Below are 25432 nucleotides of genomic sequence, written 5' to 3'. Positions count from 1 at the left end.
AGCCGCCGACCCGCCCCTCTTCCCCAACACACTGCCGCCCGGCCGACGTTGCCCCGCGCCCCAACGCCCCCGCGCCGGCCAACAGCGCCAGCGCGGTCAGCAGCCGCGCCGCGAGGAGCAGCCAGTACGACGTGGCCAGCGCCGCCAGGACACTGGACGCGACCAGCGCGGCCAGCAGTGTCGTGAGCACATGGCGCCGGGCCACACCCCGCATGAGATGGGTGAGTGGCACGGACGCGACGGCCACCGTCACGCCGTAACCCGTGACCAGCAGTCCGACCGCCGACACGGAGACCCGCAGGCTGTCGGCGATGAGTTCCAGGAGGCCGATCGGGAGGTTCTCCACGGTGTTGAAGGTGAAGGCGGCCAGCATCAGAGCCGCGAGCACCGCCGACCTGTGCCACCGAGTCCGTCGCGCCCGCTCCGCTGCCCCGTCCATGGGCCCACCTCACCGGTCTCACCGATCCCGCCGCAAACGAATTCACCGGGAGCCCCACACCTCGACGGCAGAGTGACGCAGGTCACATCAACTCGTTCGGGCTTCCGCGTAATGCAAAGGGCACCTGCGAGGTCGTACAGGCACACGGCAATCCGGCCGACCTCACGCCCGCAGGGGAGACCGACCATGGACATCACCCTCGAACAGCCCACCCGAGCCCGGCTGATCACGGCGGACGACACGGAGATCCCCGTGTCCGCCACACTCCGCTACCTCGCCTCGGACCCGCTGGCCGTGCACCTCGACTTCCCGCCCGAGGTCTCCCTCGACGGCGACGGCGTCACCTGGACCTTCGCCCGCTCGCTGCTGGAGGAGGGGCTGCGCAGGCCGGCCGGCGGCGGGGACGTGCACCTGTGGCCGTGCGGCCGGGCCCGCACGGTGCTGGAGTTCCACTCGCCGTTCGGCCTCGCCCTGCTGCATTTCCAGACCCCGGAACTGCGCCGCTTCCTGCTGCGTACCTACGACGTGGTGGCCACCGGACAGGAGGACATGGACGCGCTCGTCGACCAGGGTCTGAGCGCCCTGTTCGGGATCGTGTGACGGCAACTCGGGACACCGGAGCCGACTTTGACTTTTGTTCACCTCCATCTCACCGTCCCGGTATGGACCTTGGCGATCACCCCGTGCACCCTTGCGCGCGGTGTGCCGCTCGGGCACGCCTGTGACGAGGGTGGGGCGAATGACACCGATCAGCCGAAGAGGCTTCGTGGGGCTCGGTGCCACCGTGGCGGCGGGCATGGCGACCGGCACCGGCGTATGGCCTGCGGTCGCGGCGCAGCAGCGGACGGCGGCGACCGGCACGATCTCGGACGTGAAACACGTGGTGATCCTCATGCAGGAGAACCGCAGCTTCGACCACTACTTCGGGCGCCTCAAGGGTGTCCGCGGCTTCGACGACCGCAGCGGCATCACGCTCAGCGGCGGCTACCCGGTCTTCAACCAGCCCAACGGCGGCGGCCGTCAGTACCCCTGGAAGCTGAGCGCCACCCCGGCAGCCGGCGGCCAGGACGGCGAGACCCTCGCCCAGTGCAACGGCGACCTGCCGCACTCCTGGTCATCCCAGCACTCCGCGTGGAACAAGGGCCGCCTCGACAACTGGGTCTCGGGCGTGGGCAACGTCCGCTCGCTCGGCTACCTCGACCGGTCCGACATTCCCTTCCATTACGCGCTCGCCGACAACTACACCATCTGCGACGCCTACTTCTGCTCCACGCTCAGCGCGACCGGCCCCAACCGCACCTATCTGTGGAGCGGCAAGGTCGACTCCTCCAGCTACGACGGCGGTGACGAGTCCGGCCTGACCTGGCAGACCTACGCCGAGTCCCTGCAGAACGCCGGAGTGACCTGGAAGGTCTACCAGAACGCGGCCGACAACTACGGCGACAACGGCTGCGCCTACTTCAAGAACTTCGCCAACTCCAAGGCGGGCAGCCCCCTTTACGACCGAGGCATGTCCTCCGTCCCGGCCGCCACCGGCTCCACCCCCGACGACATCGCCGCCGCCATCAAGGCCGACGTCCTCGCGGGCACCCTCCCGCAGGTCTCCTGGGTGGTCCCCAACCAGGCCTTCTCCGAGCACCCCTACGCCCCGCCCGGCGACGGCGCCCACTTCATCGGCCTCGTCTACCAGGCCCTCGCCGCCGACCCGGACGTCTTCGACTCGACCGTCCTGTTCCTCAACTACGACGAGAACGACGGCTACTTCGACCACGTCCCGCCGCCCGCCCCACCCGCCGGCACCGACGGCGAGTTCCTCAACGGCGTCCCGTACGGCTTCGGCTTCCGCGTCCCGATGATCGTCATCTCGCCCTGGACGCGCGGTGGTTGGGTCTCCTCCGAGGTCTTCGAGCACACCTCGGTCCTGCGCTTCCTGGAGACCTGGACCTCGTCCCTGGGCAAGCCCGCCGTCTGCCCGAACATCAGCACCTGGCGCCGCAAGGTCAGCGGCGACCTGACCGGCGTCTTCGACTTCGCCAACCCGGTCTACGGCGCGGTGTCCCTGCCCGCGACGAGCGTCATCGGCATCTCCACCTGCGGCCCGCTGCCCAACCCGGTGCCGACGAACAACGCCCTGCCCGTCCAGGAGACCGGCACCCGGCCCGCCCGCGCGCTGCCGTACCAGCCCAACGGGTACCTGGATCACCTGGAGTTCGGGTCCAGCGGCAAGATCCTCGCCTGGTTCGCCATGACGAATCAGGGCGGCGCCGCCAAGAGCGCCGCCCACCTCTCCATCCACCCCAACGCGTACCGCGACACCACGCCCTGGCAGTACACGGTCGACCCGGGCGGCACCGCCTCCGACTACTTCAACATCGGTACGGGCTACGGCAGCGGCAAGTACGACATCAGCATGGTCGGCCCCAACCGCTTCCTGCGCCGCTTCCAGGGCGACGCGACGAAGGCGGGCAAGTCCGTTGAGGTGAGCACCCGTTACGCCGTCGAGTCGGGCACCGGCAAGCTCGCGATCTACTTCAAGATGACCAACTCGTCCGCCGCGTCGGTGAAGTTCACGATCACCTCGAACCACTACCGCGGTGACGGACCGTGGACCTACACGGTCGCCGCGGGCGCGTCGACGGAGGACTTCTTCAACGCCGTTGCGTACCAGGGTGGTTGGTACGACTTCACGGTCACCGTCGACTCCGACGCGACCTGGTCGCGCCGGTTCACCGGGCACCTGGAGTCGGGTGCGGCGAGCGTCAGCGGCTGACGTCGGCGTACAGCTCCGGGCGCGGGGCGAGTTCGGCGGCCACCCGGCCGCCGCTCTCCAGCGCCCGGACCCCGGCCTCGGCGATGGCGGACGAGGCGTAGCCGTCCCACGCGCTCGGGCCGGTGACCAGACCCTGCCGGGTCGCGTCGACCCAGGACTGCACCTCGCGGTCGTAGGCGTCGGCGAACCGGACGAGGTAGTCCAGCGGCACGTCCTCGTGGGCGCGGCCCTGTGTGGTGACGACCATCGAGTGGTCCTCGCCGATCCGGGCGCTGCCCGCCTCGCACACGGCCTCGCAGCGCACCTGGTAGCCGAAGCCGGAGTTGACGAAGATCTCGAGGTCGACCAGGGCGCCGCCGTCGGTCTCGAAGAGCACGAGCTGGGGGTCGACCAGTCCCTCCGGGGCGCTCCCCGACGAGCGCGGGCTGAGCACGGTCACCGCGGTGAGTTCCTGGCCGAGCAGCCAGCGGGCCGCGTCGATCTCGTGCGACACGGAGCTGTCGATGAGCATCGCCGAGGTGAAGTACGGCGGCGACGACACATTGCGGTGGGTGCAGTGGAGCATCAGCGGGCGGCCCAACTCTCCGCTGTCCAGCAGGGACTTGAGGCCCTGGTGCTCCGTGTCGTAGCGCCTCATGAACCCGATCTGCGCGAGCCGTCGCCCGAGGCGTGCCTCCGCCTCCACCACCCGGAGCGCTCCGGTGGAGTCCGGCACCATGGGCTTCTCGCACAGCACCGGCAGCCCGCGCGCGAAGGCCGCGAGCAGCGCCTCCTCGTGCGCGGGACCCGGCGAGGCGACGAGGACCGCCTCGACCCCGGGGGCGTCCAGCGCGGCCACGGCGTCCTCGTGCACCGCGACCGCGTCCAGACCGGCCACCGCCTCCTTGGCGCGATCCGTGTCCGGGTCGGCCACGGCGGCCACCCTGGCGCCGCTCACCACCTGGTCGAGGCGTCGTATGTGGTCGGCTCCCATGTGTCCCGCACCCAGTACGGCCACACCCAGCAGGTCACCCACGTGCGCACTCCCTCTCCGTCGACGATCACGCCGTAGCGTACGCCGGAGAAGAGGGGCGGCCTCAGGGCTGAAGGGGCATCTCAGTAGCGCAGCACGCCCGCGATGCCGTCCGCGTCGTTCAGGGTGCCGTCGGGGACGAAACGGACATCCGCGCCGGTCTCCAGGCACTGTTCGACGATCTCGTCCACGATGTCCTCGCGGGCGTCCAGGTCAGCGCTGTCGGCGGGGACCAGATGGTCGCCGTGGTCGTCGCGGACCGTGACGCGGTAGTTCTCCTCGACGGCCAACAGCCGGACGCGGCCCTCTCGGGCGTTCTGCCAGACCTCGTCGACGCCGGCCGCGAACTCCTTGCGCCCGCGCGCCGATTCGAGTTCTCGGGTCACGGTGACGGTGTTCTTGCGCGCCTCGGCGTCGACCAGTGGCCGTACGGCCTGCCACACGGCGTCGGGGGTGCCGTGCGCGAGGCCGCCGTGGGCGATGTGCACCGCGTCCTTGGTCGCGCTGCCGACCTCGTCGAAGGCGGACAGGGCGGCCTGGTCGCCGGTGACGTAGAGCGGCCGCCGGTGCTCGCGCAGGATCCGGCCCATCGCGGTGTCGGCCTCGCGCAGGAAGTGGCGGGTGTCCTCGTCGCGGAAGGTGCTCGGGATGTCCCCGATCCGCTCCTGGCGCTCGGCGTCGAAGTTGTCCCGATGGTCGCGGGTCAGCGGGAAGCCGCCGGTGTGGTCCTCGACGACCCGGTCGACACCGCCGTTCCACAGCGTGACGCGGTCCGCGGCGAGCGACAGCACCCAGAACGGGCGCTCGGAGGCCTGCGCGGAGACGAGATTGCGGGTGAGGAACGTGTCGGAGAGGACCACACGTTCCGGCACGGACCTGGCGAGGGACCACACCTGGTGCTCGCCCGGCGCCGCGAAGATCACCAGGCCGTCCTCGGCGTGCGCCAGATCGACCTCGGCGAGCGCCTGGTCGAGCTGCCGGGCGACGTCGATGCGCCGCTCCCGGGGGACCGCGGGATCGGCCTCCAGCTGCTTCTTGGCCTCGGCCAGCACATTGCGCAGCCGGACCGGATCCTGGGCGTTGTCGGGCTCGCGACGATGTGTCGGGGTGAGCACGGAGACCGCGGGGTAGGGGCGCGGGCGCCGCAGTTCGGTGAGGGTGGCGGGACTCAGTGCGTGCTCCATAACAGCACGATAGGGCCGAATGACGGATGGGGCATATGGGGGAAGCCCGCCAGGCAAACAGGATAATTGGTTGCTAACGTCCCTCGGGTGACGCAAGCCGCCACCACCGACACCGGTACCTCCACCGCCAAGCTGACCCTGCCGACGCTGACCACCATGGTCGTCGGCTCCATGGTCGGGGCCGGGGTGTTCTCGCTCCCGCGCAGGTTCGCGCAGGAGACGGGCGTGGCCGGCGCCCTGATCGCCTGGGCCGTCGCCGGCACGGGCATGCTGATGCTGGCCTTCGTCTTCCAGACCCTCGCGGTCCGCAGACCCGACCTCGACGCCGGTGTCTACGCCTACGCCAAGGCCGGGTTCGGCGAATACCTCGGCTTCTTCGCCGCGTTCGGCTACTGGGCCAGCGCCTGCGTCGGCAACGTGACGTACTGGGTGCTGATCATGTCGACGATCGGCACGATCGCGCCCTCCCTCGGCGAGGGCGACACCGTCCTCGCCGTGGTCCTCTCCTCGGCCGGGCTGTGGCTCTTCTTCCTGCTCATCAGCCGGGGAGTGAAGGAAGCGGCGGCGATCAACCGGATCGTCACCGTCGCCAAGGTCGTGCCGATCCTCGTCTTCGTCGTCCTCGCGCTCTTCTACCTCAAGCCCCATGTCTTCGCGGAGAACTTCGGCGGCGCCGACTACGCGGGCTCCTTGTTCCAGCAGGTCAAGGGCACCATGCTGGCCACCGTCTTCGTGTTCCTGGGCGTCGAGGGCGCCAGTGTCTACTCCCGGCACGCCAAGCGCCGCGAGGACGTCGGCCGCGCCACCGTCCTCGGCTTCCTCAGCGTCTTCGCCGTCTTCGCGTCGGTGACGATCGTGTCGTACGGCCTGATGCCGATGGGTGAGATCGCCGAACTGCGGCAGCCCTCCATGGCCGGCGTGCTGGAGCACGCGGTGGGCACCTGGGGGAAGGTCTTCGTCAGCGTCGGGCTGATCGTCTCCGTGCTGGGCGCCTATCTCGCCTGGACACTGATGGCCGCCGAAGTGCTGTTCGTGGCCGCCAAGGACGACGACATGCCGCGCTTCCTGAAGAAGTCCACGGCGGCCGATGTGCCGGTGCCCGCGCTGGTGATGACGACCTTGCTCAGCCAAGTCGTCCTGGTCGTCACCTACTTCTCCGACGACGCCTTCAACTTCGCGCTGGACCTGACCAGTTCACTGACCCTGATCCCGTTCCTGCTGGCGGCGGGCTTCGCCGTAAAGATCGCGGTCGCCGAAACGCGGAGCGGGCGCGGCGAGTTGGTGATCGCCGGGCTCGCCACCGTCTACACCGCGTTCCTCATCTACGCGGCCGGCTTCAAGTACCTCCTCGTCTCGCTCATCATCTACGCGCCCGCCACCTTCCTGTTCGTCAAGGCCCGCAGGGAACAGGGGCGTTCGCCCTTCTCGGCCCGCGAACTGGTGATCCTCGCCGTCTCGATCGCGGGTGCCGTGGTCGGGATCGTCGCGCTCGCAGCGGGCTGGATCAGCCTCTGACCTGTCTGTGACCTCCGGAAAGGTGTGTGCATCGTGACCAACCCAGACACCGTGGGCCGACATGAGTACGGCGTCCACTCCGAGGTCGGCAGGCTGCGCAAGGTGCTGGTCTGCGCGCCGGGCCTGGCCCATCGCAGGCTCACCCCGACCAACTCCGACGACCTGCTCTTCGACGACGTGATGTGGGTCGAGAACGCCCAGCGCGACCACGCCGACTTCGTCAACAAACTCCGCGAACGCGGCGTGGACGTCGTCGAGTTGCACGAACTGCTCGCCCAGACCATGACGATCCCCGCGGCCAAGGACTGGCTCCTGGACCGCAAGATCGTCGCCAACGAGGTCGGCCTCGGCCTCATCGACGCGACCCGCGCCTACCTGGAATCCCTCGAACCGGCCGAACTGGCCAAGTACTTGATCGGCGGCCTCGCCACCACCGACCTCCCCGACGAGTACCGTACGGACTACGTCGCCCTCGTCCGCGAGTCGACCGGCGTCCGCGAATACCTGATGCCGCCCCTGCCCAACACCCTCTACACCCGCGACACGACCTGCTGGCTCTACGGCGGCCTCACCCTCAACCCGCTCTACTGGCCCGCCCGGCACGGCGAGACCCTGCTGATGAAGGCGATCTACACCTTCCACCCCGACTTCGCGGGCTCCGTCGTCTGGTGGGGCGACCCCGAACTCGACTGGGGGCAGGCCACGTTCGAGGGCGGCGACATCATGCCCGTCGGCAACGGCGTCGTCCTCATGGGGATGAGCGAACGCACCTCGCGCCAGGCCATCACCCAGGTCGCCAAGGCTCTCTTCGACCTGGGCGCCGCCGAGCACGTCGTCGTCGCCGGGATGCCGAAGCTGCGCTCCGCGATGCACCTCGACACCGTCTTCACCTTCGCCGACCGCGACCTGGTGACCCTGTACCCGGCCATCATGGACGCCGTCCACACCTTCTCCCTGCGCCCCGGCACCAAGGGACCGGGCATCGACATCGTCGACGAGGGCACGACCCCGTTCACCGACGTCGTCGCCAAGGCGCTCGGCCTGCCCGAACTGCGCGTCGTGGAGACGGGCGGCGACGTCTACGCCTCCGAACGCCAGCAGTGGGACAGCGGCAACAACGCGGTCGCGCTGGAACCGGGCGTGGTCTTCACCTACGACCGCAACACCCAGACCAACACCCTGCTGCGCAAGGCCGGCGTCGAGGTCATCACGATCGTCGGCGCCGAACTCGGGCGCGGCCGGGGCGGTGGGCACTGCATGACCTGCCCGATCGTGCGGGACCCGGTGGAGTTCTGAACGCCCGGGCGCACGACGGATGTTGTCCAACTCTTTGCCCATGGCCGGTTCCTGACGCGCACCGCCCGGTGGGACGCGGGCCGGCGGATCTCGGGGACGCAAAGCACGGCTGAAATCGGTGGGGTGGTACGGCCGTTCAGGTTACGGACATGTTGACCGACCTCGTCGCCGTGACTCACCCTCGACATGTAGGTGCTAGATACAACTGGTTCGGCCGGGCAACCTTCATATCGGCAAAAAGCCAGGTGAGACGGGGTTCCCCGACCGACCGGACGCAGGAGGTAACGCATGTGCGGCATCACCGGCTGGGTCTCCTTCGACCGTGAACTGCGCACCGAGGCCGCGACATTGGATGCAATGACGGAGACGATGGCCTGCCGCGGCCCGGACGACCGCGGCACCTGGGTCCAGGGTCCCGCGGCCCTCGGACACCGCCGTCTCGCGATCATCGACCTGCCCGGCGGCCGTCAGCCGATGACCGCCGACACGGCGGACGGCACGGTCGCGCTCGTCTACTCGGGGGAGACCTACAACTTCACCGAACTCCGCCGCCAACTCGCCGACAGGGGACACCGGTTCACCACCGACTCCGACACCGAGGTCGTGCTGCGCGGCTATCTCGAATGGGGCGACGCGGTCGCCGAACGCCTCAACGGCATGTACGCCTTCGCGATCTGGGACGGCCGCCGCGGCCAACTCGTCATGATCCGCGACCGGATGGGCATCAAGCCGTTCTACTACCACCCGACCTCGGACGGCGTCCTGTTCGGCTCCGAACCGAAGGCGATCCTCGCCAACCCGCTGGCCCGTCCCAAGGTCACCCTGGACGGCCTGCGCGAACTCTTCACCATGATCAAGACCCCCGGACACGCCATCTGGGACGGCATGCACGAGGTCGAGCCCGGCACGGTCGTCACCGTCGACCGCTCGGGCCTACGGCGGCGCGTCTACTGGCAGTTGGAGACCCGCCCGCACACCGACGACCGCGACACCACCGTCGCCCACGTCCGCACCCTCCTCGACGACATCGTGCGCCGCCAGCTCGTCGCCGACGTACCGCGCTGCACCCTGCTCTCCGGCGGCCTCGACTCCTCCGCGATGACCGCGATCGCCGCCCGCCAACTCGCCGAGCACGGCGAGAAGGTGCGCAGCTTCGCCGTCGACTTCGTCGGCCAGAACGAGAACTTCGTCGCCGACGAACTGCGCGGCACCCCCGACACCCCCTACGTCCACGACGTGGCCCGCGCCTCGGGCACCGACCACCAGGACATCCTGCTCGACGCACAGGCCCTCGCCGACCTCGACGTCCGCGCGAAGATGCTCCGCGCCCGCGATCTCCCCCTGGGCTTCGGCGACATGGACTCCTCGCTGTACCTGCTGTTCCGCGCCATCCGCGACCAGTCCACCGTCGCCCTGTCCGGCGAGTCCGCGGACGAGGTCTTCGGCGGCTACCTCCAGTTCTTCGACGAGGAGGCCCGGCGCGCCGACACCTTCCCCTGGCTGGTGCGCTTCGGTCAGCACTTCGGGGACGACGCCGACGTCCTGCGCCCCGATCTGACCAAGGCCCTGGACACCGAGTCGTACATCGCGGACGGCTACCGCACCGCCGTCGCGGGCATCCAACGCCTCGACGGGGAGAGCGACTTCGAGTACCGCATGCGGCGCATCTGCCACCTCCACCTCACTCGCTTCGTCCGCATCCTGCTCGACCGCAAGGACCGCGCGAGCATGGCCGTCGGCCTGGAGGTCCGCGTCCCGTTCTGCGACCACCGGCTCGTCGAGTACGTCTTCAACACACCCTGGGCCTTCAAGTCCTACGACGGCCGGGAGAAGACCCTGCTCAGGGAGGCCACGGCGGACGTCCTCCCGAAGTCGGTCTACGACCGCGTCAAGAGCCCCTATCCGTCCACGCAGGACCCCAAGTACGCGGTCGCCCTCCAGGACCACGCCAAGGACCTCCTCGCCCGGCCCTCCCACCCGGTCTTCGACCTCGTCGACCGCGAGAGGCTGCGGCAGGCCGCCCACCGGGACGCGCCCATCAGCACCCAGGCGGGCCGCCGCGGCCTGGAACGCGCCCTTGACCTGGCGCTCTGGATGGACCTCTACAAGCCCGAACTCGCCCTCGGATGAACCGTCCCTCAGGGGACCACGGTGCTGTCCGGCTGGCATGAACTCCCGCTGGCCGGCAGCGAACCGTAGAGCAGGAAGTCGTTGACCTTGGTGTGGACACACTTGGAAGAGGCGTAACCGGTGTGCCCCTCACCCTTGTTGTCCAGCACCACCGCCGAGGAACCGAGCCGCTGGGCCGTCTCCACGGTCCAGCGGTACGGCGTTGCCGGGTCGCCCCGGGTGCCGACCAGCAGCATCTTCGCCGCGTGCACGTTCTTCACGTCGTCGCGGATGTAGTCGGTGCCCTTGGGACGGCCGTAGCACATCAGCACTTCGGTGAGCCGGTAGCGGCCGAAGACCGGTGAGGCTTCCTCGTACTGGGCGCGCAGGCCGGACAGGTTCTTGGTGATCTGCTCGGCGGTGGGGCGGTCGGGGTCGTCGGCGCAGTTGACGGCCATCAGCGCGGCCGGGAGGTTGTCGAGCGGGACGTCCTGCGCGTCGGTGATCCCGCCGCCCCCGCCGAGGTGGGGCAGGCCGGTGCCGCCCGACGAGAACGCCATGATGGCGCGCGTGTCGCCGTCCTCCACCAGTGAGGCGATGGCCCGCTCCAGCGTCGGCCACATCTGCTTGCTGTACAGCGCCTGACTGATGGCGCCCACCAGGTCCTGACCGGAGAACGCGTCGCCGAAGTCCGACTGCACCGGGTCCTGGTCGAGCGAGCGGACGAGGTGTACGGCCCGGTCCGGCGCCTCGCGTGCGTCCGTGCCGAAGGGGCAGGCGATGTCCTGCACACACCAGTTGAGGAAGTCCTCCAGCGCCGTCTGCTGTCCCTCGGCGCCCGCGATCCCCTGCTCGGACAGCGGTTCGGTGAGGGTGTCGACGCCGTCGAGCACCAACCGGCCCACCTTCTTGGGGAATTGGGCCGCGTACACCGCGCCGAGCCGCGTTCCGTACGAGAAACCGAGGTAGTTGAGCTTCTTGTCGCCGAGGGCCTGGCGCATCACGTCCAGGTCGCGGGAGGCATTGACCGTGCCGATGTGGGGCAGCACCGGGCCGGAGTACTTGGCGCAGGTGGCGGCCGCCTCGCGCAACTGCTTGAGGACGACCTTGGGATCGGTGCTCTCGGTGGTGTCCTCGTCGATCGCGGCCGAGCCCTGGTCGGAGCCCTCGCCGCAACTCACCGGCGAGGACTGGCCGACGCCGCGCGGATCGAACGTGACGACGTCGTAGCCGTTCGTCAGATCCATGAACTCCTTGCCGTCCGAGGCGAGTTCACTGACACCCGCGCCACCGGGACCGCCGAAGTTCAGCAGCACCGACCCCCGCGACCTCCCGGTCGCCCGGTAGCGGGCCAGCGCGAGATCGAGTGTCCCGCCGCCGGGCTTCGCGTAGTCGAGCGGCACGGTGACCTTCCCGCACTGCAGGTCCTTGGGCGCGTCCGGGGTCTTGCACGCGGCCCACTTCACCCGCTGCCGGTAGAAGCGGGACAGGTCGGCCTGCGGCCGCCCGTCGGCCGTGGCGAGCGCGGGCAGCCCCGCGCCGAGCAGTGCCAGCGTGAGGACCCCGGTGAACGCGCACCGCCGGAACGCGGGCCGCGATGACAGCTTGGCCAGCATCAATGCCTCCAAGAACGCGCCGTGACCAGCGCCTCCGATCACGATAAGCGGGCCTCCCGGGCCCCGCCTCCCGGCGGGCGGACCGGTGATCGATGCCGTATTCTGCGCCCCTTCAATAGGCCTAAGCGGTTTTCCTACTAACGGTTTCCGGTCGATGCGGTATCCGACCGATGGGAAGTCGTTATGAGTAGTTCGATAACCGTGACGCTCGATGGAGTGAAAGGCCGATAAGCCATAACTCGGATGGTGCGCCCGCGTTTTATCCGGTGCGGGTGAGTGCCCGCTACATCTCTGGAAGGCAGGGACCCTATGAAACGGGTTGCCCGAAACGGTGTGATCGCCGTCGCCGCGGCGTCCGGTGCGCTGGCCGCGGCGATGCCGGCGTTCGCGGACTCCGGCGCGGACGGTGCTGCGGCCGGTTCGCCCGGCGTGATCTCCGGCAACACCATTCAGCTCCCGGTGCACGTGCCGGTGAACGTGTGCGGGAACACCGTGAATGTGGTCGGGCTCCTCAATCCCGCCGCGGGGAACACTTGCGCCAACGAAGGCGGCGCGAAAGCGGGCGGTGGCGGGCGGAACGGCGGGAAGAACACCGGCGGCCCGCACGGCGGTGCCGTCGCGCAGGGCGGTGAAAAGGATTCGCCGGGTGTGCTCTCCGGCAACGGAGTGCAGCTCCCGATCCATCTCCCCGTGAACCTCAGCGGCAATTCCGTGAGCGTGGTCGGCGTCGGCAACCCGTCCGTGGGCAACCACTCCGGGAACACCTCGGGCGACCACCCTCACCACCCCGCGCCGCCGACCCCCGCGCCGCCCACACCGGCGAAGCCGCACCCCGGCCCGACGCCGATGACCGAGGTGAAGGGACACCCCGCCCAGCCCGCGGCCCAGGCGTCACTCGCCCACACGGGAGCCGACGGCACCATCCCGGCCGCCGTCACGAGCGCGGTCCTCCTCCTCGGCGGCGCGGCCCTGTACCGCCGCAACCGCCCCAGGGCGGGACGCTGACCCCAGCACCCGCGCCAGGACGGAAGGCCCCACCGGGTACGAGACCGGTGGGGCCTCCGTCGTCCGGCACGACGTGGTCGGCGCAGGTCGGGGTACGGCAACTCCAGGCAACAGCAGAGGAGTTACTCGGGCTGCTCCGCCGGAGACCTGAGGAGTGCGTGGGCCGCCTTGCGGAACGCGGTCAGCAGACGGTTGTGTTCGCCGGCGCGGGTCGCGAGGGCGACATGGCTCGGTTCGACGCCGTGGAGGGGGACCGGCGTGATGTCGGGGCGGATCGTCTGGCCGGGGCGGAGGCCGGCCACGATGGCCACGGCCTGCCCGTCGGCGACGAACTCGAACTTGTCCTCCAGCGCCCGGATGACCGGACCCCCGGGTGCCGGGCGGCCGTCGGGCCGGGGGTCGATACGCCAGAAGGCGCTCCACGCCGGGTCCGCGCCGGGCACCTGGGGAAGGGGCTCGTCGGCGATGTCGTCCAGCGTGACGGACTCCTTGCCGGCCAGGCGGTGGTCGAGCGGTACGAGCAGGAAGCGGGGCTCGTCGTAGAGGACCGTGACGTCCAACTTGTCGGTGGGGAACGGCAGTCGGGCCACCACCGCGTCCACCCGGCGATCGACCAGCGCGGCGCGCACATCGTCGTAGGCAAGGTGTACGACGCGCACGTCGGCGTCCGGATGCCGGCGTCGCACCTCGCGTACCGCCGGGGTGACGAAGAGGTTCGCCATGTATCCGACGGTGAGGCGGCTGGGCTCCGCGGCGGCGCGGGTCTCGGCGGCGGCCTGGGCCGTGGAGCGCAACAGCGCCTTGGCGCGCGGCAGAAACACCTCCCCGGCCTCCGTGAGCCGGGTGCCCTGCGGCGTACGGTCCAGCAGTCGGGCCCCCAACTGCTCCTCCAGCCGCCGGACTTGGCGGCTCAGCGACGGCTGGGTGATGTGCAGCGCCTCGGCGGCGCGACCGAAGTGACGCTGCTCGGCGACGGCGATGAAGTACCGCACGAGACGCAGTTCGAGATCGGGCGCGGGAGGCAGGTCCGTCATGCCTGAAGTGTACGGCGTGCCGGCTGGGGAGACTTCGGTCATAGGTCTTATGAGCTGCTGTGATGCCTCATCCGTAATGCGGCATGCGAAACAGGCTTTGGACCCGGAACCCGTGTCCCGCCCACGATGGAACCACAGGACAGCGCAGCGCAACCCATCGCAGCGCAAGCTCACCCCACCTCATCGAAGGAACGCACCATGCGTGTTTTCGTCACCGGCGCCACCGGGTTCATCGGCTCCGCCGTGGTCCGTGAACTCCTCGACGCCGGGCACACGGTCACCGGACTGGCCCGCTCGGACGCGTCCGCCGAGGCGCTGACGGCCGTGGGCGCCGCCGTGCACCGGGGGTCGCTCGACGACCTGGACAGCCTGCGCGCCGGTGCAGCGGCGGCCGACGGGGTCTGTCATCTCGCGTTCATCCACGACTTCACGGACTTCGCCGCCAACTGCGCCACCGACCTGCGCGCCATCGAGGCGATCGGTGAGCAACTCGCGGGCACCGACAAGCCGTTCGTCGTCACGTCGGGCACGCCCGGGCTCGGTGACGGGAGGGTGGCGACGGAGGAGGACAGCGTCGAACCCGGGTCGTTCGCGGCGATCCGGCAGCCCTCCGAGATCGCGGCGGTCGCGCTGGCGGAGCGCGGGGTGCGGTCGTCGGTCATCCGGCTGCCCCGGTCCGTGCACGGCACCGGCGACCAGGGATTCGTTCCCCAACTCATCGCCGTCGCCCGGGAGAAGGGGCTGTCGGCGTATGTCGGCGAGGGTGCCGCCCGCTGGCCCGCCGTGCACCGGCTCGACGCGGCCCGGCTGTACCGCTGGGCCCTGGAGTCGGCCCCGGCCGGTGCGCAGTACCACGCGGTCGGCGACGAGGCGCTGCCGCTGCGTGAACTCGCGGAGGTCATCGCCCGCCGGCTCGACGTCCCGACCGGAAGTGTGGCGCCCGAGCAGGCGGTCGACCACTTCGGCTTCCTTGGTCTCGTCGCCTCGCTGGACTGCCCGGCGTCGAGCACGCTGACGCGGAAGCAGACGGGGTGGGAGCCGGTTGAGGTCGGGCTGATCGCCGACCTTGAGACGGGGCATTACTTCGGGGAGGTGTAGGGGGCAGGTCGGGAGTCGTCGGTTGTCTGCGGGGCGGTGGGGGCTGGTCGCGCAGTTCCCCGCGCCCCTTTGGGGCGGTGGGGGCCGGCGAGCGCGCCGGCGAGCGCGGTGCTGGCTGAGCGGGTATCGGGCGGCGGTACGGCCGGACGTGCCGGCGTGGGGCGCGCGTAATCCCGTTGCCGGGTGCGCCCGCGGATGTTGGAGTGAGCGTATGGATCACGCCTCGGTACTCGCCCTCCACGACCACGACCTGCGCGAAGGCGCCCGACCCGACGGCCCCGGGTCCCGCGTCGAACGGGCCGGGGGAGTGGTGCGCCAGGTCAGCGACGGGCACGGCTGGAACGGCGTGCTGTGGTCGGACCTCGACGAGACGGACGCCGACGCGGCCATCGCCGAGCAGATCGCGTACTTCACCGCGCTCGGCCGCGACTTCGAGTGGAAGCTCTACGGCCACGATCTGCCGACGGATCTCGGGCAGCGGCTGTCGGCGGCCGGGTTCACGCCCGAACCGCAGGAGACCCTGATGATCGGCGAGGTCGCCGCACTCACCTTCGACGCCCAACTACCCGACGGCATCCGCCTGTTGCCCGCCACCGACCGCGCTGGCATCGACCTCGTCGCGGACGTCCACGAGAAGGCCTTCGGCACGGACAGCACCCGGCTCCGCGCCCGGCTGCTCGCCCAACTCGCCGCCGAACCCGACACAGTTGTCGCCGTCGTCGCCCTCGCCGGTGACGAACCGGTGAGCGCGGCCCGCATGGAACTCGTCCCCGGCACCCGGTTCGCCGGCCTGTGGGGCGGCGGCACGGTGGAAGCGTGGCGGGGCCGCGGCATCTACCGCGCCCTGATCGCCCACCGCGCCCGCATCGCCGCCGACCGCGGCTACCGCTACCTCCAGGTCGACGCCTCCGACCAGAGCCGCCCCATCCTCGAACGCCTCGGCTTCGCCCCGCTGACCACGACCACGCCGTACGTGTACGAGCCGTAGACACGCAGGTCGGACGGCCGATGTCACATCCTTGCCGACCCGATCCGTCGCACGGTCATGACGACGAACGAGAGCAACCAGAGCATCCTCCTCGCCGGTGCCACCGGCGTCTTCGGCGGCCACATCACCAAGGCCCTGACCGACGCCGGGCACAAGGTGACCGGCCTCGGCCGAGGATCCGGCAACGGCATCCGCGCCGACCTCATGGACCGCGACGGGTTGCTCCGCGCGGTCGACGGACACCGCTTCGACACGGTGATCCACGCCGCGACCGCGCTGCGCAAGGCACCGCTGCGCCACCGGGACATGCACACCACCGACGCCCTACGTATCGAAGGGACCGCCCACCTCATCGAGGCCGCGCGGGCCACCGGCGCCCGTCGCTTCATCGCCGAGTCGATGGTCTTCGGCTACGGCTACGGGGACTTCGGCACCCGCCCCCTCACGGAGGACGACCCCTTCGGCCCGCGCGGCACCACACCGGAGCTGGAGAAGCACATCGCGGGCATGCGCACCAAGGAGCAACTCACCTTCGGCGCGCAGGACTTGGAGGGCATTGCTCTCCGCTTCGGCCTCTTCTACGGCCCGGGCGGCACCGACGCCCTGTTCCCCGTGCTGCGCAGGCGCCGGCTGCCCGTCCCGGACGATCACGGCCGGGTCCTGCCCTGGGTCGAACTCACCGACGCGGCCCGCGTGGTGGCCGCCGCCGTCGAACGCGGCCGGCCCGGACAGGCGTACAACATCACCGACCGCACACCGCTCGGCTTCCGGGCCCATGTTCTGGGTGTGGCACGGGAGTTCGGCCTGCCGAAGCCGATGGCGGTACCGCTGTGGACGGTTCGGCCGATGGCGTACGCGCACACGGTGATGACCGGCAATCTGCGGGTGTCCAGCGCGAAGGCCGAACGGGAACTGGGCTGGACGCCTGTGTACCCGTCCAGCGGCGACGGCCTCGCCGCGCTGCGCGCCGACTCCGTCAACTCGGCATCGGGGTAAGGGCGTTCGGTCACAGCCGACTGCGCCTGCCCCTCCGTGAGGAACGGAGGAACAGGCGCGGCGGGGCCGACCCGACGGGCCGGACTCCGGATCGACGAGCGGAGTGACGCGTAAGGACAAGGGTTCTCCGTGAGGAGAGCCGTGAGTGCGGGAAACGGGGGATCGGGCGGCAGGCCCGCAGAAGCCGGCCGCCGCCCGGTCTCACCCGTGACGCATGTCCCGCCTCAGGCTCAGCGGCGCGCCCTGGACCGGTCCAGCGCGGCGATACCGACCGCTGCCAGGCCGATCTGGATGAGCCACTCGATCCAGTCGATGCCCTTCGTGTCGGCGACTCCCAGGCCCGATGCGATCGCCGCGCCGATCAGCGCGGCCACGATGCCGACGACGATCGTCAGCAGAACGCCTATGTGCTGGCGCCCAGGGACGACGAGCCGTCCCAGCACGCCAATGATGATGCCGATGATGATGGCACTGATGATGCCCGAGATCTCCATCTCCGCCCCTCTTTGTCGATAGTCCTGCTCTCTTCATGTGCCCGCTGGACGCCGAGGCAGTCCGACGGACTTTTGTTGCCTGTTATTGCCGGGACTTTCTGTTCACCACCCCTTCATGCCATGTACCTTTCAATCGTTCAACGCGTGTAGAACTCCCCAACTACCGTTCTACGCGCGCAGATCAGGCGCCCGCACCGCACCCTTCCCCATCCCCTCACGGAGGTTCGCCGGATGCTTGGATCCAGAAGATCCCGCCGCAGACTCACCACCGCCCTCGCCGGCCTGGGGCTGTTCGTCACAGGGGCCGCCCTCCAGGTCACCACCACGGCCACGCCCGCGCACGCGGCCACCACGAACCGCGTCCTGTTCGACGACGGCCACGCCGAGGAGGCGGGCAACGCGGACTGGATCATCTCCACCAGCAAGCCCGACCCGCTGTCCCAGGACTCCTCCCCGTCCGCCGAGACCGACTGGACCGGGGCGCTCTCGTCCTGGGGTGTCGCCCTGCAGAAGACCGGCGACTACAGCCTGAAGACCGCCACCAGCGCGCTGACGTACGGCGGTTCGTCGACGACCGACCTGTCGAACTTCGACACGCTGGTCCTGCCCGAGCCCAACACGCTGTTCACGACGGCCGAGAAGACCGCGATCATGACGTTCGTCCAGAACGGCGGCGGCCTGTTCATGATCTCGGACCACACCGGCGCCGACCGCAACAGTGACGGCGAGGACGCGGTCGAGATCCTCAACGACCTGATGACGAACAACAGCGTCGACTCGACCGACCCGTTCGGCTTCTCCATCGACACCCTCGACATCAGCTCCGGCTACCCCGCCGCGATCAGCGACAGCACCAACGAGGTCCTCAACGGCGCCTTCGGCACGGTCACCAAGAGCCTGATCGCCGACGGCACGACGGCCACCCTCAAGCCCGCCGACAACGCGAACGTCAAGGGCCTCGTGTACCGCAGCGGTTACTCCGGCAACACCGGCGCGTTCTTCGCGACCAGCACCTTCGGCAGCGGCCGTGTCGCCTTCTGGGGCGACAGCTCACCCATCGACGACGGCACCGGCCAGTCCGGCAACACGCTCTACGACGGCTGGAACGACACCGGCGCCACCAACGCCGCCCTCGCCCTCAACGCCACCGCGTGGCTGTCCGGCGACGGCAGCACCGGAGGGGGCGGCGGGGGAGGCGGCGGCACCTGCACCGCCGCCCAACTGCTCGGCAACCCGGGCTTCGAGTCCGGCAACACCACCTGGACGGCCAGCAGCGGCGTCATCACCAGCTCCTCCAGCGAGGCGGCCCGCACCGGCTCCTACAAGGCCTGGCTGGACGGTTACGGAACCGCCACCACCGACACCCTGTCCCAGTCGGTGAGCATCCCGTCCGGCTGCTCCGCCACCCTCAGCTTCTATCTGCACATCGATACCGCGGAGACCACCACCAGCACCGCATACGACAAGCTGACGGTCACCGCCGGCTCCACCACCCTGGCCACGTACTCCAATCTGAACGCGGCCTCCGGATACGTCCTGAAGTCCTTCGACGTCTCCTCGCTGGCCGGCACCACCGCCACCATCAAGTTCACCGGCGTCGAGGGGTCCACCCTCCAGACGTCCTTCGTCATCGACGACACCGCGCTCAATGTGAGCTGACGACGACCGGTGGGGCCCGGCGGCGGCCGGGTCCCACCGGTTCACTTGGCCGCGACCGTCCGCTCCGGTGTGTTCCAGCCGGAGACCCGCACCCGTGGTGCCGACCCGTGCAGATCGGCCGTCCGGTAGGTCGCCGTCAGCGTCGCCGACTCCCCGGGCCACAGGCTCACTTCGTTGTCGGACCACCGCACCGGCAGTACCGGCCTGCCGGCCGAGTCCACGAGATGGACGTCGGTGAGGAGTGAAGGCGCCTTCCCCTTCCCGGAGTTGCGCACCGTGACCGTCGTGGTCGACGTGCCGTGCGGACCTGCCTCGGTCGACGCCGTCGCCGAAACCGGCGCCTGCGCCATCGAGGTGAGCCCCTTGAGGTCGGCGTAGCTCGTCGTCGGCGTGTAGTACCAGTCGGTGTGCGCCCAGTCGAGCGTGTCGGGCTTGCTGGAGAGCCAGTACACGTTCCGGCTCACCTCCTTGCCGGCCGCGTCGGTCAGGGTCAGCCGCACCAGGTACGTCGTCGACAGCCCGCTCACCGACGCGGGCGACGGCAGGGTGAGTGCCGTGCTGTGCGCGCCGCCGCCGGAGACCTTCACCCCGGGCACCGTCTTGTCGTACCTCCGGGTGCCGTCGGTGTTGAACAGGGTTGCCCGGGCGGTGAGTTGACGTGCGGAGGCGGTTCTGTTGTTCACCACGACGACCGAGCGGTTGTCGTACGAGTACTGGATGTGCAGCGGCTCGTTCGCCTTCTTAGCGCCGAAGTAGGCGCCGCCCTGGTCGAGGTAACGGTCCATCAACTGCCAGTGCAGGGAGGTCCATCCGCTGTTGAACATCCAGTACACGACCCCGGTCGCGGGCTTCGAGGCGTCGGTGGCGTTGCGCTCGTAGGCCTCGAACTGGGCCCGCACGTTCTCGTACTGGGCCAGCTGTGCCTTGCGGACGTAGTCGGTGAGGCTCGTCGGCGGGCCGTAGCGGCCGGTGAGGGCGTTGTCGTAGAGCTTGAGGGTGTTGAAGGTGGAGGACGGGGAGCGGTGGTACTGCTTGGCGCTCGGGTCCTTCCAGAGGGTGGCGAGTTCGGCCGGGGTCATCATGCGGCGCAGGGTGTCGAGGGTGGGGATGTCGGGGCCCGCGCTGGTCTCGGAGTTGAAGCCGGTGGCGCCGCCCTCGCGCTTGGCGTACCAGTAGTTCGGTGGGATCCAGTCGTAGGGGCCGGTCATCTTCATGCCCGAACTGCCGCTGACCGGTGAGGAGTTGTCGGAGGCGGCGGCGACCACCGGGGTCTTCCAGTCGGCGGCCTTCAGAGCGTCGAGGTACGTCTTCTCGATCTTCGCGTCGGGGGCGAAGTCGCTGCCGATCAGGAAGGAGATCACGCTCGGGTGGTCGCGCAGCCGGGCGGCCTCGGCGGCCATCGACGCCTTGGCGACCGGGTAGTCGGCGGCGGTCCACTTGTCGCCGGTCTCGTCCCCGTTGACCTGGCCCTCCCACTTGTCGCAGCACTCCCAGCCGGGGAGCGTGAGGATGCCGTAGCGGTCGGCCAGGTCGAAGAACTCGTCCGGCTCGATGTGGCCTTCGAGGCGGATGGTGTTCAGGCCCAGGTCGAGGGCGTACTTCAGGCGGTCCTCGACGTAGGTCTTGTCCCAGCGCAGGAGCTCGTCCGGTGACCAACCGCCGCCCTTGATCAGCAACTTGCGGCCGTTGATCAGGTATTGGCGGTCGCCGGCGGAGTTCAGCGGGGCCCGGACGTCGCGGATGCCGAAGGTCTGGTGCGCGGTGTCGGAGGGGGTGCCGTTCACGGAGGCGCTGAGGTCGAGGTCGTAGAGCGGCTGGCCGCCCATGCCCGCGGGCCACCAGACCTTGGGGGAGTTCAGGTGGAGGCCGAAGGTGACGGTCTTCGCCTGGTGTGCGGCGAGGGAGACCGTCTTCTCGAAGGTCGCGCTGCCGATGCTGCCCCTGACCTTCGTGGTGACGGGCGCGCCCGAGTCGTTGCGGGCCTGCGCCTTCACCGTCAGGTCCGCGGAGGCGAGCGACGGCACGGCCAGCTCGGTCACCACGTGGGCGTCGCGCAGCGCGACCGGGCCGCCGCGGCGGACGAGGACGTCACGGACGATGCCCATGTTCTCGTCCGGCGGCGGCTGGAGCCAGTCGATCCAGCCCATGGTGAGGTTCTTGTTCGGGTCGTTGGGCCGGATGCGGAAGGCGACCGTGTTCGTGCCTGGGCGGACCAGTGACGTGACGTCCAACTCGTGTTGTGTGTAAGCCCCGTTGACGTCCGCGGCTTTGGCGACCTGCTTGCCGTTGACGTAGACGTCGGCCGCCGAGATGACCCCGCTGAAGTCGAGATAGGTGCGCCTGCCGGTGTCCGCGACCGTGAAGTCGCTGCGGTACCACCACGGCACCTGGAAGTCGGCCTTCGGGATCTTCCGCTGGTTGGTCGCGTAGAACGGGTCCGAGTACACGCCGTCGGCGATCAGGGCCGCGAGGACGGTCGAGCGCGCGCCGGCCGGGTACCAGCCGGTGGCCTGGTAGCCGGGGGAGGAGACGGCTGCGGCGGAGTCGGTGACCTTGGCGGACGACTGGATCGCGTAGCCGGACAGCGGGGTGGCGGTCCCGGCGGTCGAGCGTACGGCGGTCACGGGGACCTGCGCGCGCTGCGGCGGGGACGACTCCCGTGCCCCCGCCCACGCGCTGGTGGTGAGGGTGCCCAGCAGGCCGAGCACGATCGCGGCCGTGGCGAGACGGCTTCTGCGGAGTGGGGGAACGGCGGGGCGGTGGAACACGGCGGTCTCCAGCCTCGTCAAGTTAGGAAGCTTTACTAACCGCACCAGAAGGTAGGGCGCCCGACGGTGCCTGTCAAACACCTGTGTCCGTGAGTGAGTTGCTCAGGACGCCGAGTGGCGCTCGAAGACGAGGTCCCGCGCGGTGCCGAGCGCGGTGGCCACGGCACCCAGCAGCACCGCGTCCTCGCCGAGCGCGCTGGGCACGATCTTCGGGCGGAGCGGAGTGAGCGCGCGGAGGTTCTCCCGCACCGGGCGCAGCAGCAGATCCACGCTGTGTCCGACCCCGCCGCCCAGGACGACCAGGTCCGGATCGAGGACGGCCGCGGCCGCCGCCACCGTGTGCGCGATCCGCTCGCCCTCCAGCTCAACTGCCTTGATGGCGGCGGTGTTTCCCTGCCGGGCCGCGTCGAACACGGCCTTCGCGGTGAGCTGCTGCCCGCTCATCCCGAATCGGCGGGCCGCCTCCACAACGGCCACCCCGGACACCGCGTCCTCCAGCGTCTCCGGCTTCTGCCGCCCCGGCCACGGCAGGAACCCGATCTCCCCGGCGCCGCCGTGCGCCCCCGTGAACAGCCGCCCCTCGCTGACCACACCCATGCCGAGACCGGTGCCGATCATGATGTACGCGAACAGCCGACTGCCCGCGCCGACGCCGTACGTGTACTCGCCGAGCGCCGCGAGATTCGCGTCGTTGTGCACCTCCAGCGGGACGCCCAGCTCCTCCCGCATCCGGTCGAACAGCCCGGCGCGGCCCCAGCCCGGGAGATGCATCGCGTACCGCACCCGGCGCCGCTGCTCGTCGTAGACACCGGGCGTGCCCACGACGGCGTACACCACCGCGGCCGGTTCGACCTCGGAGTTCGCGACGACCTGGTGGGCGGTGGCCACCACCAGCTCGGCCATCGCGCCCGAGCTGCGGGCCCGGTTGCGGACGTCCGCGCGGGCCACCACCTCGCCGTCCAGATTGGCCACCGCGACCCGCAGCCAGCTGCGTCCGACGTCGATCCCGAGCGCGTACCCGGCGGACGGATCGGGGGCGTAGAGCACGGCGGTCCGACCGCGTTCGGGGGCCTGCGTACCGACCTCGTGGACCAGTCCCGCCTCCTCCAGCGCGGCGAGCGCGCTGGAGACCGTCGGCTTCGACAGGCCTGTCTCGCGGGCGAGTTGGGCCCGCGAGGCGGCACCCGAGGTGCGCAGCCGGTCGAGCAGCAGCCGCGCGTTCGTACTGCGCAGCCGCTGGCGGCTCCAGGGCTGGTCCGGTCGCTCCACGGCGTCACTGACGGGCATCGCATCATTCTCCGGCATCCTGGACAGCCTCTTGACGAGTCTAGTAAGGCTCCTTAACTTTATCGCCCAGTCAGCCACCGGATACCGGCCCGCACGCCGCACCCCCTCTCTCCCTCGGTCACGCACCCCCTCAGGAGCCTCCATGTCCGGCAGTCCGCCCCCAGACGGCGGTTTCGTCCGCCGCGTCGGCCTCTTCCAGGCCACCGCCATCAACATGAGCCAGATGTGCGGCATCGGGCCGTTCGTGACGATCCCGCTGATGGTCGCCGCGTTCGGCGGTCCGCAGGCGGTGATCGGCTTCGTCGCGGGGGCGATCCTCGCGCTGGCCGACGGGCTCGTGTGGGCCGAGATGGGCGCCGCGATGCCCGGGTCCGGCGGCAGTTACGTCTATCTGCGCCAGGCCTTCCAGTACCGCACCGGGCGGCTGATGCCGTTCCTGTTCGTGTGGACGGCGATGCTCTTCATCCCGCTGATCATGTCGACCGGCGTGGTCGGCTTCGTGCAGTATCTCGGCTATCTGGCACCGGACTTGGGCAAGACGTCCGGCGACCTGATCGGCCTCGGCGTGATCGCCGTGGTGATCCTGCTGCTGTGGCGCGGCATCGAGAACATCGCGCGCATCACCGCCGTGATGTGGACGGTGATGATCGCCGCGGTGTTCCTGGTCATCGTGGCCGCCGCGAGCGACTTCAGCGCGCACCTCGCCTTCACCTACCCGGCCCACGCCTTCGACCTGGGCAGCGACAAGTTCTGGCTCGGCTTCGCCGGCGGCCTGACCATCGGCATCTACGACTACCTCGGCTACAACACCACGGCCTACATGGGCGCCGAGATCAAGGACCCGGGCCGCACCCTCCCGCGCTCCATCCTCTTCTCCATCGTCGGCATCATGGCGATCTACCTGATGCTGCAGATCGGCACGCTGGGCGTCATCGACTGGCACCGGATGACGAACGTGAACGACATCGCCTCCACCTCGGTGGCCTCGGCGGTCCTGGAGAAGACCTGGGGCAAGGGCGCGGCCGACACGGTCACCGTCCTGATCCTCATCACGGCCTTCGCCTCGGTCTTCACCGGCCTTCTGGGCGGCTCGCGGGTGCCCTACGACGCGGCCCGCGAACGCGTCTTCTTCCGCCCCTACGCCAAGCTCCACCCCAAGCACCGCTTCCCGATGCTGGGCCTGGCCACGATGGGCGTGATCACGGCGATCGGCTTCCTCATCGGCCGCCACACGGACCTGGCGACCCTGATCCAGCTCCTGACCACGGTCATGGTCATCGTCCAGGCACTCGCCCAGATCATCGCGCTCACGGTCCTGCGCAAACGCCAGCCGGCCCTGCGCCGCCCGTACCGCATGTGGCTCTACCCCGTGCCGAGCATCGTCGCCTTCGTCGGCTGGTGCGTGATCTACGGCTACGCCGACAAGAACTCCCCGGGCCGCCACCCCATCGAGTGGTCCCTCGCCTGGCTCGCCCTCGGCTGCGTCGCGTTCGTCATCTGGGCCCGCTTCGAGAAGGTCTGGCCGTTCGGCCCGAAGGAGATCACGGAGGAGTACCTCACTGAGACGACCCCGGACCCTGAACCCGCGGGCGCCTAAGGCCTGTTGACCCAGCCGGTCGCGGCCAGCACGTCCGCCGCGACATCGACGATGGAGCGCCCGTCGGTCACCACCCGCATGGTGTCCGCGGGCGCCCGCTCGTCCAACAGGCGTGCTTTGAGGATGCTGTTGGCGAGCTCGCGCTCCAACTCGCCGCCGATCTCCCGCCCGCCCAGCCGCGAGGCCGCGGTCTCGTCGGAGGCGGTCAGCAGCACCCGTACGATCCGCACGTCCGCGCCCATCGCCCGACGGAACTGCCCGGCCGTCTCGTCGAGCACACTCACCGTGTTCGTGTACACGAGCCGCCGGTACCCCAGCGCCGCGTAATTCCCCCACACGGCTGTCAAGTTGGCCTCGGCGATCAGCGTCCGGTGCGGATCGCCGTCCGGCGCCGGGTGCACCTGCCCCATGAAGTCCCCGTCGATCACGGCATGGGCGACCTCCGCCGCCCGCAGCCGCGCCGACACCTCCCAGCCGACGGTCGTCTTCCCGACCCCCGCGCGTCCTCCGATGAGCAGTGCCTCCGCGTGACCCATGCGAGCAGCGTGCCAGGCGATACTCGGGC

At 69.9% G+C, this 25432-nt stretch carries 19 protein-coding genes and 1 pseudogene; 11 read left to right on the top strand and 9 right to left on the bottom strand.

Features of this window, described 5'->3' with window-relative positions:
- Positions 1-85: 85 nt before the first annotated feature.
- Positions 86-439 (bottom strand): annotated as a pseudogene (locus R2B38_RS49885) (MFS transporter); the annotation flags it as partial.
- A 186-nt stretch (positions 440-625) separates the two neighbouring features.
- On the opposite strand from R2B38_RS49885, the gene R2B38_RS49880 reads away from it, so the two are divergent.
- Complete coding sequence (locus tag R2B38_RS49880) at positions 626-1039, top strand: SsgA family sporulation/cell division regulator (protein WP_318022826.1); 414 nt, start codon at positions 626-628, stop codon at positions 1037-1039.
- Between the two features lie 139 nt (positions 1040-1178).
- Complete coding sequence (locus tag R2B38_RS49875) at positions 1179-3209, top strand: phosphocholine-specific phospholipase C (protein WP_318022825.1); 2031 nt, start codon at positions 1179-1181, stop codon at positions 3207-3209.
- Here R2B38_RS49875 and R2B38_RS49870 read toward each other — a convergent pair.
- Both R2B38_RS49870 and R2B38_RS49865 read right to left on the bottom strand, forming a co-directional pair.
- Positions 3199-4224 (bottom strand): Gfo/Idh/MocA family oxidoreductase, encoded by a 1026-nt coding sequence (locus R2B38_RS49870; RefSeq protein WP_318022824.1) that lies wholly within the window; start codon positions 4222-4224, stop codon positions 3199-3201. The genes R2B38_RS49875 and R2B38_RS49870 overlap by 11 nt on opposite strands.
- 80 nt (positions 4225-4304) lie before the next feature.
- Positions 4305-5405, bottom strand: a complete 1101-nt coding sequence (locus tag R2B38_RS49865; protein ID WP_318022823.1) for a chemotaxis protein — start codon at positions 5403-5405, stop codon at positions 4305-4307.
- An 87-nt stretch (positions 5406-5492) separates the two neighbouring features.
- Between R2B38_RS49865 and R2B38_RS49860 the strand changes: the two genes are divergently transcribed.
- The 3 genes from R2B38_RS49860 (at position 5493) to asnB (ending at position 10346) form a co-directional block, all read left to right on the top strand.
- Positions 5493-6920 (top strand): basic amino acid/polyamine antiporter, encoded by a 1428-nt coding sequence (locus tag R2B38_RS49860; RefSeq protein ID WP_318022822.1) that lies wholly within the window; start codon positions 5493-5495, stop codon positions 6918-6920.
- A gap of 33 nt (positions 6921-6953) precedes the next feature.
- Positions 6954-8216, top strand: a complete 1263-nt coding sequence (gene arcA / locus R2B38_RS49855; protein ID WP_318022821.1) for an arginine deiminase — start codon at positions 6954-6956, stop codon at positions 8214-8216.
- Between the two features lie 288 nt (positions 8217-8504).
- Positions 8505-10346: an asparagine synthase (glutamine-hydrolyzing) gene (gene asnB, locus R2B38_RS49850; RefSeq protein ID WP_318022820.1), complete on the top strand. Its 1842-nt coding sequence runs from the start codon at positions 8505-8507 to the stop codon at positions 10344-10346.
- An 8-nt stretch (positions 10347-10354) separates the two neighbouring features.
- On the opposite strand, the gene R2B38_RS49845 is transcribed toward asnB, so the two are convergent.
- Positions 10355-11941: an alpha/beta hydrolase gene (locus tag R2B38_RS49845; protein ID WP_318022819.1), complete on the bottom strand. Its 1587-nt coding sequence runs from the start codon at positions 11939-11941 to the stop codon at positions 10355-10357.
- Between the two features lie 333 nt (positions 11942-12274).
- On the opposite strand from R2B38_RS49845, the gene R2B38_RS49840 reads away from it, so the two are divergent.
- Positions 12275-12946, top strand: a complete 672-nt coding sequence (locus R2B38_RS49840; RefSeq protein ID WP_318022818.1) for a chaplin — start codon at positions 12275-12277, stop codon at positions 12944-12946.
- Positions 12947-13068: 122 nt separating this feature from the next.
- Here the strand turns inward: R2B38_RS49840 and R2B38_RS49835 are convergent, their stop codons facing one another.
- Positions 13069-13980 (bottom strand): LysR family transcriptional regulator, encoded by a 912-nt coding sequence (locus R2B38_RS49835; protein WP_318022817.1) that lies wholly within the window; start codon positions 13978-13980, stop codon positions 13069-13071.
- A gap of 198 nt (positions 13981-14178) precedes the next feature.
- Here R2B38_RS49835 and R2B38_RS49830 point away from each other — a divergent pair, with 198 nt between their 5' ends.
- From R2B38_RS49830 to R2B38_RS49820, 3 genes are all read left to right on the top strand, one after another.
- Positions 14179-15078, top strand: a complete 900-nt coding sequence (locus tag R2B38_RS49830; RefSeq protein ID WP_318022816.1) for an SDR family oxidoreductase — start codon at positions 14179-14181, stop codon at positions 15076-15078.
- Between the two features lie 211 nt (positions 15079-15289).
- Entirely contained in the window at positions 15290-16066 is a 777-nt protein-coding gene (locus R2B38_RS49825; RefSeq protein ID WP_318022815.1) for a GNAT family N-acetyltransferase, read from the top strand.
- Between the two features lie 57 nt (positions 16067-16123).
- Positions 16124-17062 (top strand): NAD(P)-dependent oxidoreductase, encoded by a 939-nt coding sequence (locus R2B38_RS49820; protein WP_318022814.1) that lies wholly within the window; start codon positions 16124-16126, stop codon positions 17060-17062.
- 230 nt (positions 17063-17292) lie between these two features.
- Here the strand turns inward: R2B38_RS49820 and R2B38_RS49815 are convergent, their stop codons facing one another.
- Positions 17293-17556 carry a GlsB/YeaQ/YmgE family stress response membrane protein gene (locus R2B38_RS49815; RefSeq protein ID WP_019057177.1) on the bottom strand — a complete coding sequence of 88 codons (264 nt, stop codon included), beginning with the start codon at positions 17554-17556 and terminating at the stop codon, positions 17293-17295.
- A 231-nt stretch (positions 17557-17787) separates the two neighbouring features.
- Between R2B38_RS49815 and R2B38_RS49810 the strand changes: the two genes are divergently transcribed.
- Complete coding sequence (locus R2B38_RS49810; protein WP_318022813.1) at positions 17788-19215, top strand: hydrolase; 1428 nt, start codon at positions 17788-17790, stop codon at positions 19213-19215.
- A 41-nt stretch (positions 19216-19256) separates the two neighbouring features.
- Here R2B38_RS49810 and R2B38_RS49805 read toward each other — a convergent pair whose 3' ends face one another.
- On the bottom strand, positions 19257-21983 hold the full coding sequence (locus R2B38_RS49805; protein WP_318023100.1) for a glycoside hydrolase family 2 protein: 2727 nt from the start codon (positions 21981-21983) through the stop codon (positions 19257-19259).
- A 102-nt stretch (positions 21984-22085) separates the two neighbouring features.
- Positions 22086-23270, bottom strand: a complete 1185-nt coding sequence (locus tag R2B38_RS49800; protein ID WP_318022812.1) for an ROK family transcriptional regulator — start codon at positions 23268-23270, stop codon at positions 22086-22088.
- A gap of 142 nt (positions 23271-23412) precedes the next feature.
- Here R2B38_RS49800 and R2B38_RS49795 point away from each other — a divergent pair, with 142 nt between their 5' ends.
- A complete protein-coding gene (locus R2B38_RS49795) occupies positions 23413-24867 on the top strand; it encodes an APC family permease (RefSeq protein ID WP_318022811.1) in 1455 nt (484 codons plus the stop codon).
- Here the strand turns inward: R2B38_RS49795 and R2B38_RS49790 are convergent.
- Positions 24864-25403 carry a hypothetical protein gene (locus tag R2B38_RS49790; protein ID WP_318022810.1) on the bottom strand — a complete coding sequence of 180 codons (540 nt, stop codon included), beginning with the start codon at positions 25401-25403 and terminating at the stop codon, positions 24864-24866. The two genes, R2B38_RS49795 and R2B38_RS49790, sit on opposite strands and share 4 nt — an antisense overlap.
- Positions 25404-25432: the final 29 nt, after the last annotated feature.

The sequence above is a fragment of the Streptomyces sp. N50 genome, from assembly GCF_033335955.1.
In the GTDB taxonomy this organism is placed as follows: Bacteria; Actinomycetota; Actinomycetes; order Streptomycetales; family Streptomycetaceae; genus Streptomyces.
The sequence above is the reverse complement of the archived record's forward strand: the minus strand, read 5'-3'. Positions and strand labels throughout refer to the sequence as shown.

Coding starts and splice junctions, on each gene's coding strand:
- R2B38_RS49880 (WP_318022826.1), top strand. CDS start 626: ATGGACATCACCCTCGAACAGCCCACCCGAGCCCGGCTGATCACGGCG.
- R2B38_RS49875 (WP_318022825.1), top strand. CDS start 1,179: ATGACACCGATCAGCCGAAGAGGCTTCGTGGGGCTCGGTGCCACCGTG.
- R2B38_RS49865 (WP_318022823.1), bottom strand. CDS start 5,405: ATGGAGCACGCACTGAGTCCCGCCACCCTCACCGAACTGCGGCGCCCG.
- asnB (WP_318022820.1), top strand. CDS start 8,505: ATGTGCGGCATCACCGGCTGGGTCTCCTTCGACCGTGAACTGCGCACC.
- R2B38_RS49845 (WP_318022819.1), bottom strand. CDS start 11,941: ATGCTGGCCAAGCTGTCATCGCGGCCCGCGTTCCGGCGGTGCGCGTTC.
- R2B38_RS49835 (WP_318022817.1), bottom strand. CDS start 13,980: ATGACGGACCTGCCTCCCGCGCCCGATCTCGAACTGCGTCTCGTGCGG.
- R2B38_RS49830 (WP_318022816.1), top strand. CDS start 14,179: ATGCGTGTTTTCGTCACCGGCGCCACCGGGTTCATCGGCTCCGCCGTG.
- R2B38_RS49825 (WP_318022815.1), top strand. CDS start 15,290: ATGGATCACGCCTCGGTACTCGCCCTCCACGACCACGACCTGCGCGAA.
- R2B38_RS49820 (WP_318022814.1), top strand. CDS start 16,124: ATGACGACGAACGAGAGCAACCAGAGCATCCTCCTCGCCGGTGCCACC.
- R2B38_RS49815 (WP_019057177.1), bottom strand. CDS start 17,556: ATGGAGATCTCGGGCATCATCAGTGCCATCATCATCGGCATCATCATT.
- R2B38_RS49810 (WP_318022813.1), top strand. CDS start 17,788: ATGCTTGGATCCAGAAGATCCCGCCGCAGACTCACCACCGCCCTCGCC.
- R2B38_RS49800 (WP_318022812.1), bottom strand. CDS start 23,270: ATGCCCGTCAGTGACGCCGTGGAGCGACCGGACCAGCCCTGGAGCCGC.
- R2B38_RS49795 (WP_318022811.1), top strand. CDS start 23,413: ATGTCCGGCAGTCCGCCCCCAGACGGCGGTTTCGTCCGCCGCGTCGGC.
- R2B38_RS49790 (WP_318022810.1), bottom strand. CDS start 25,403: ATGGGTCACGCGGAGGCACTGCTCATCGGAGGACGCGCGGGGGTCGGG.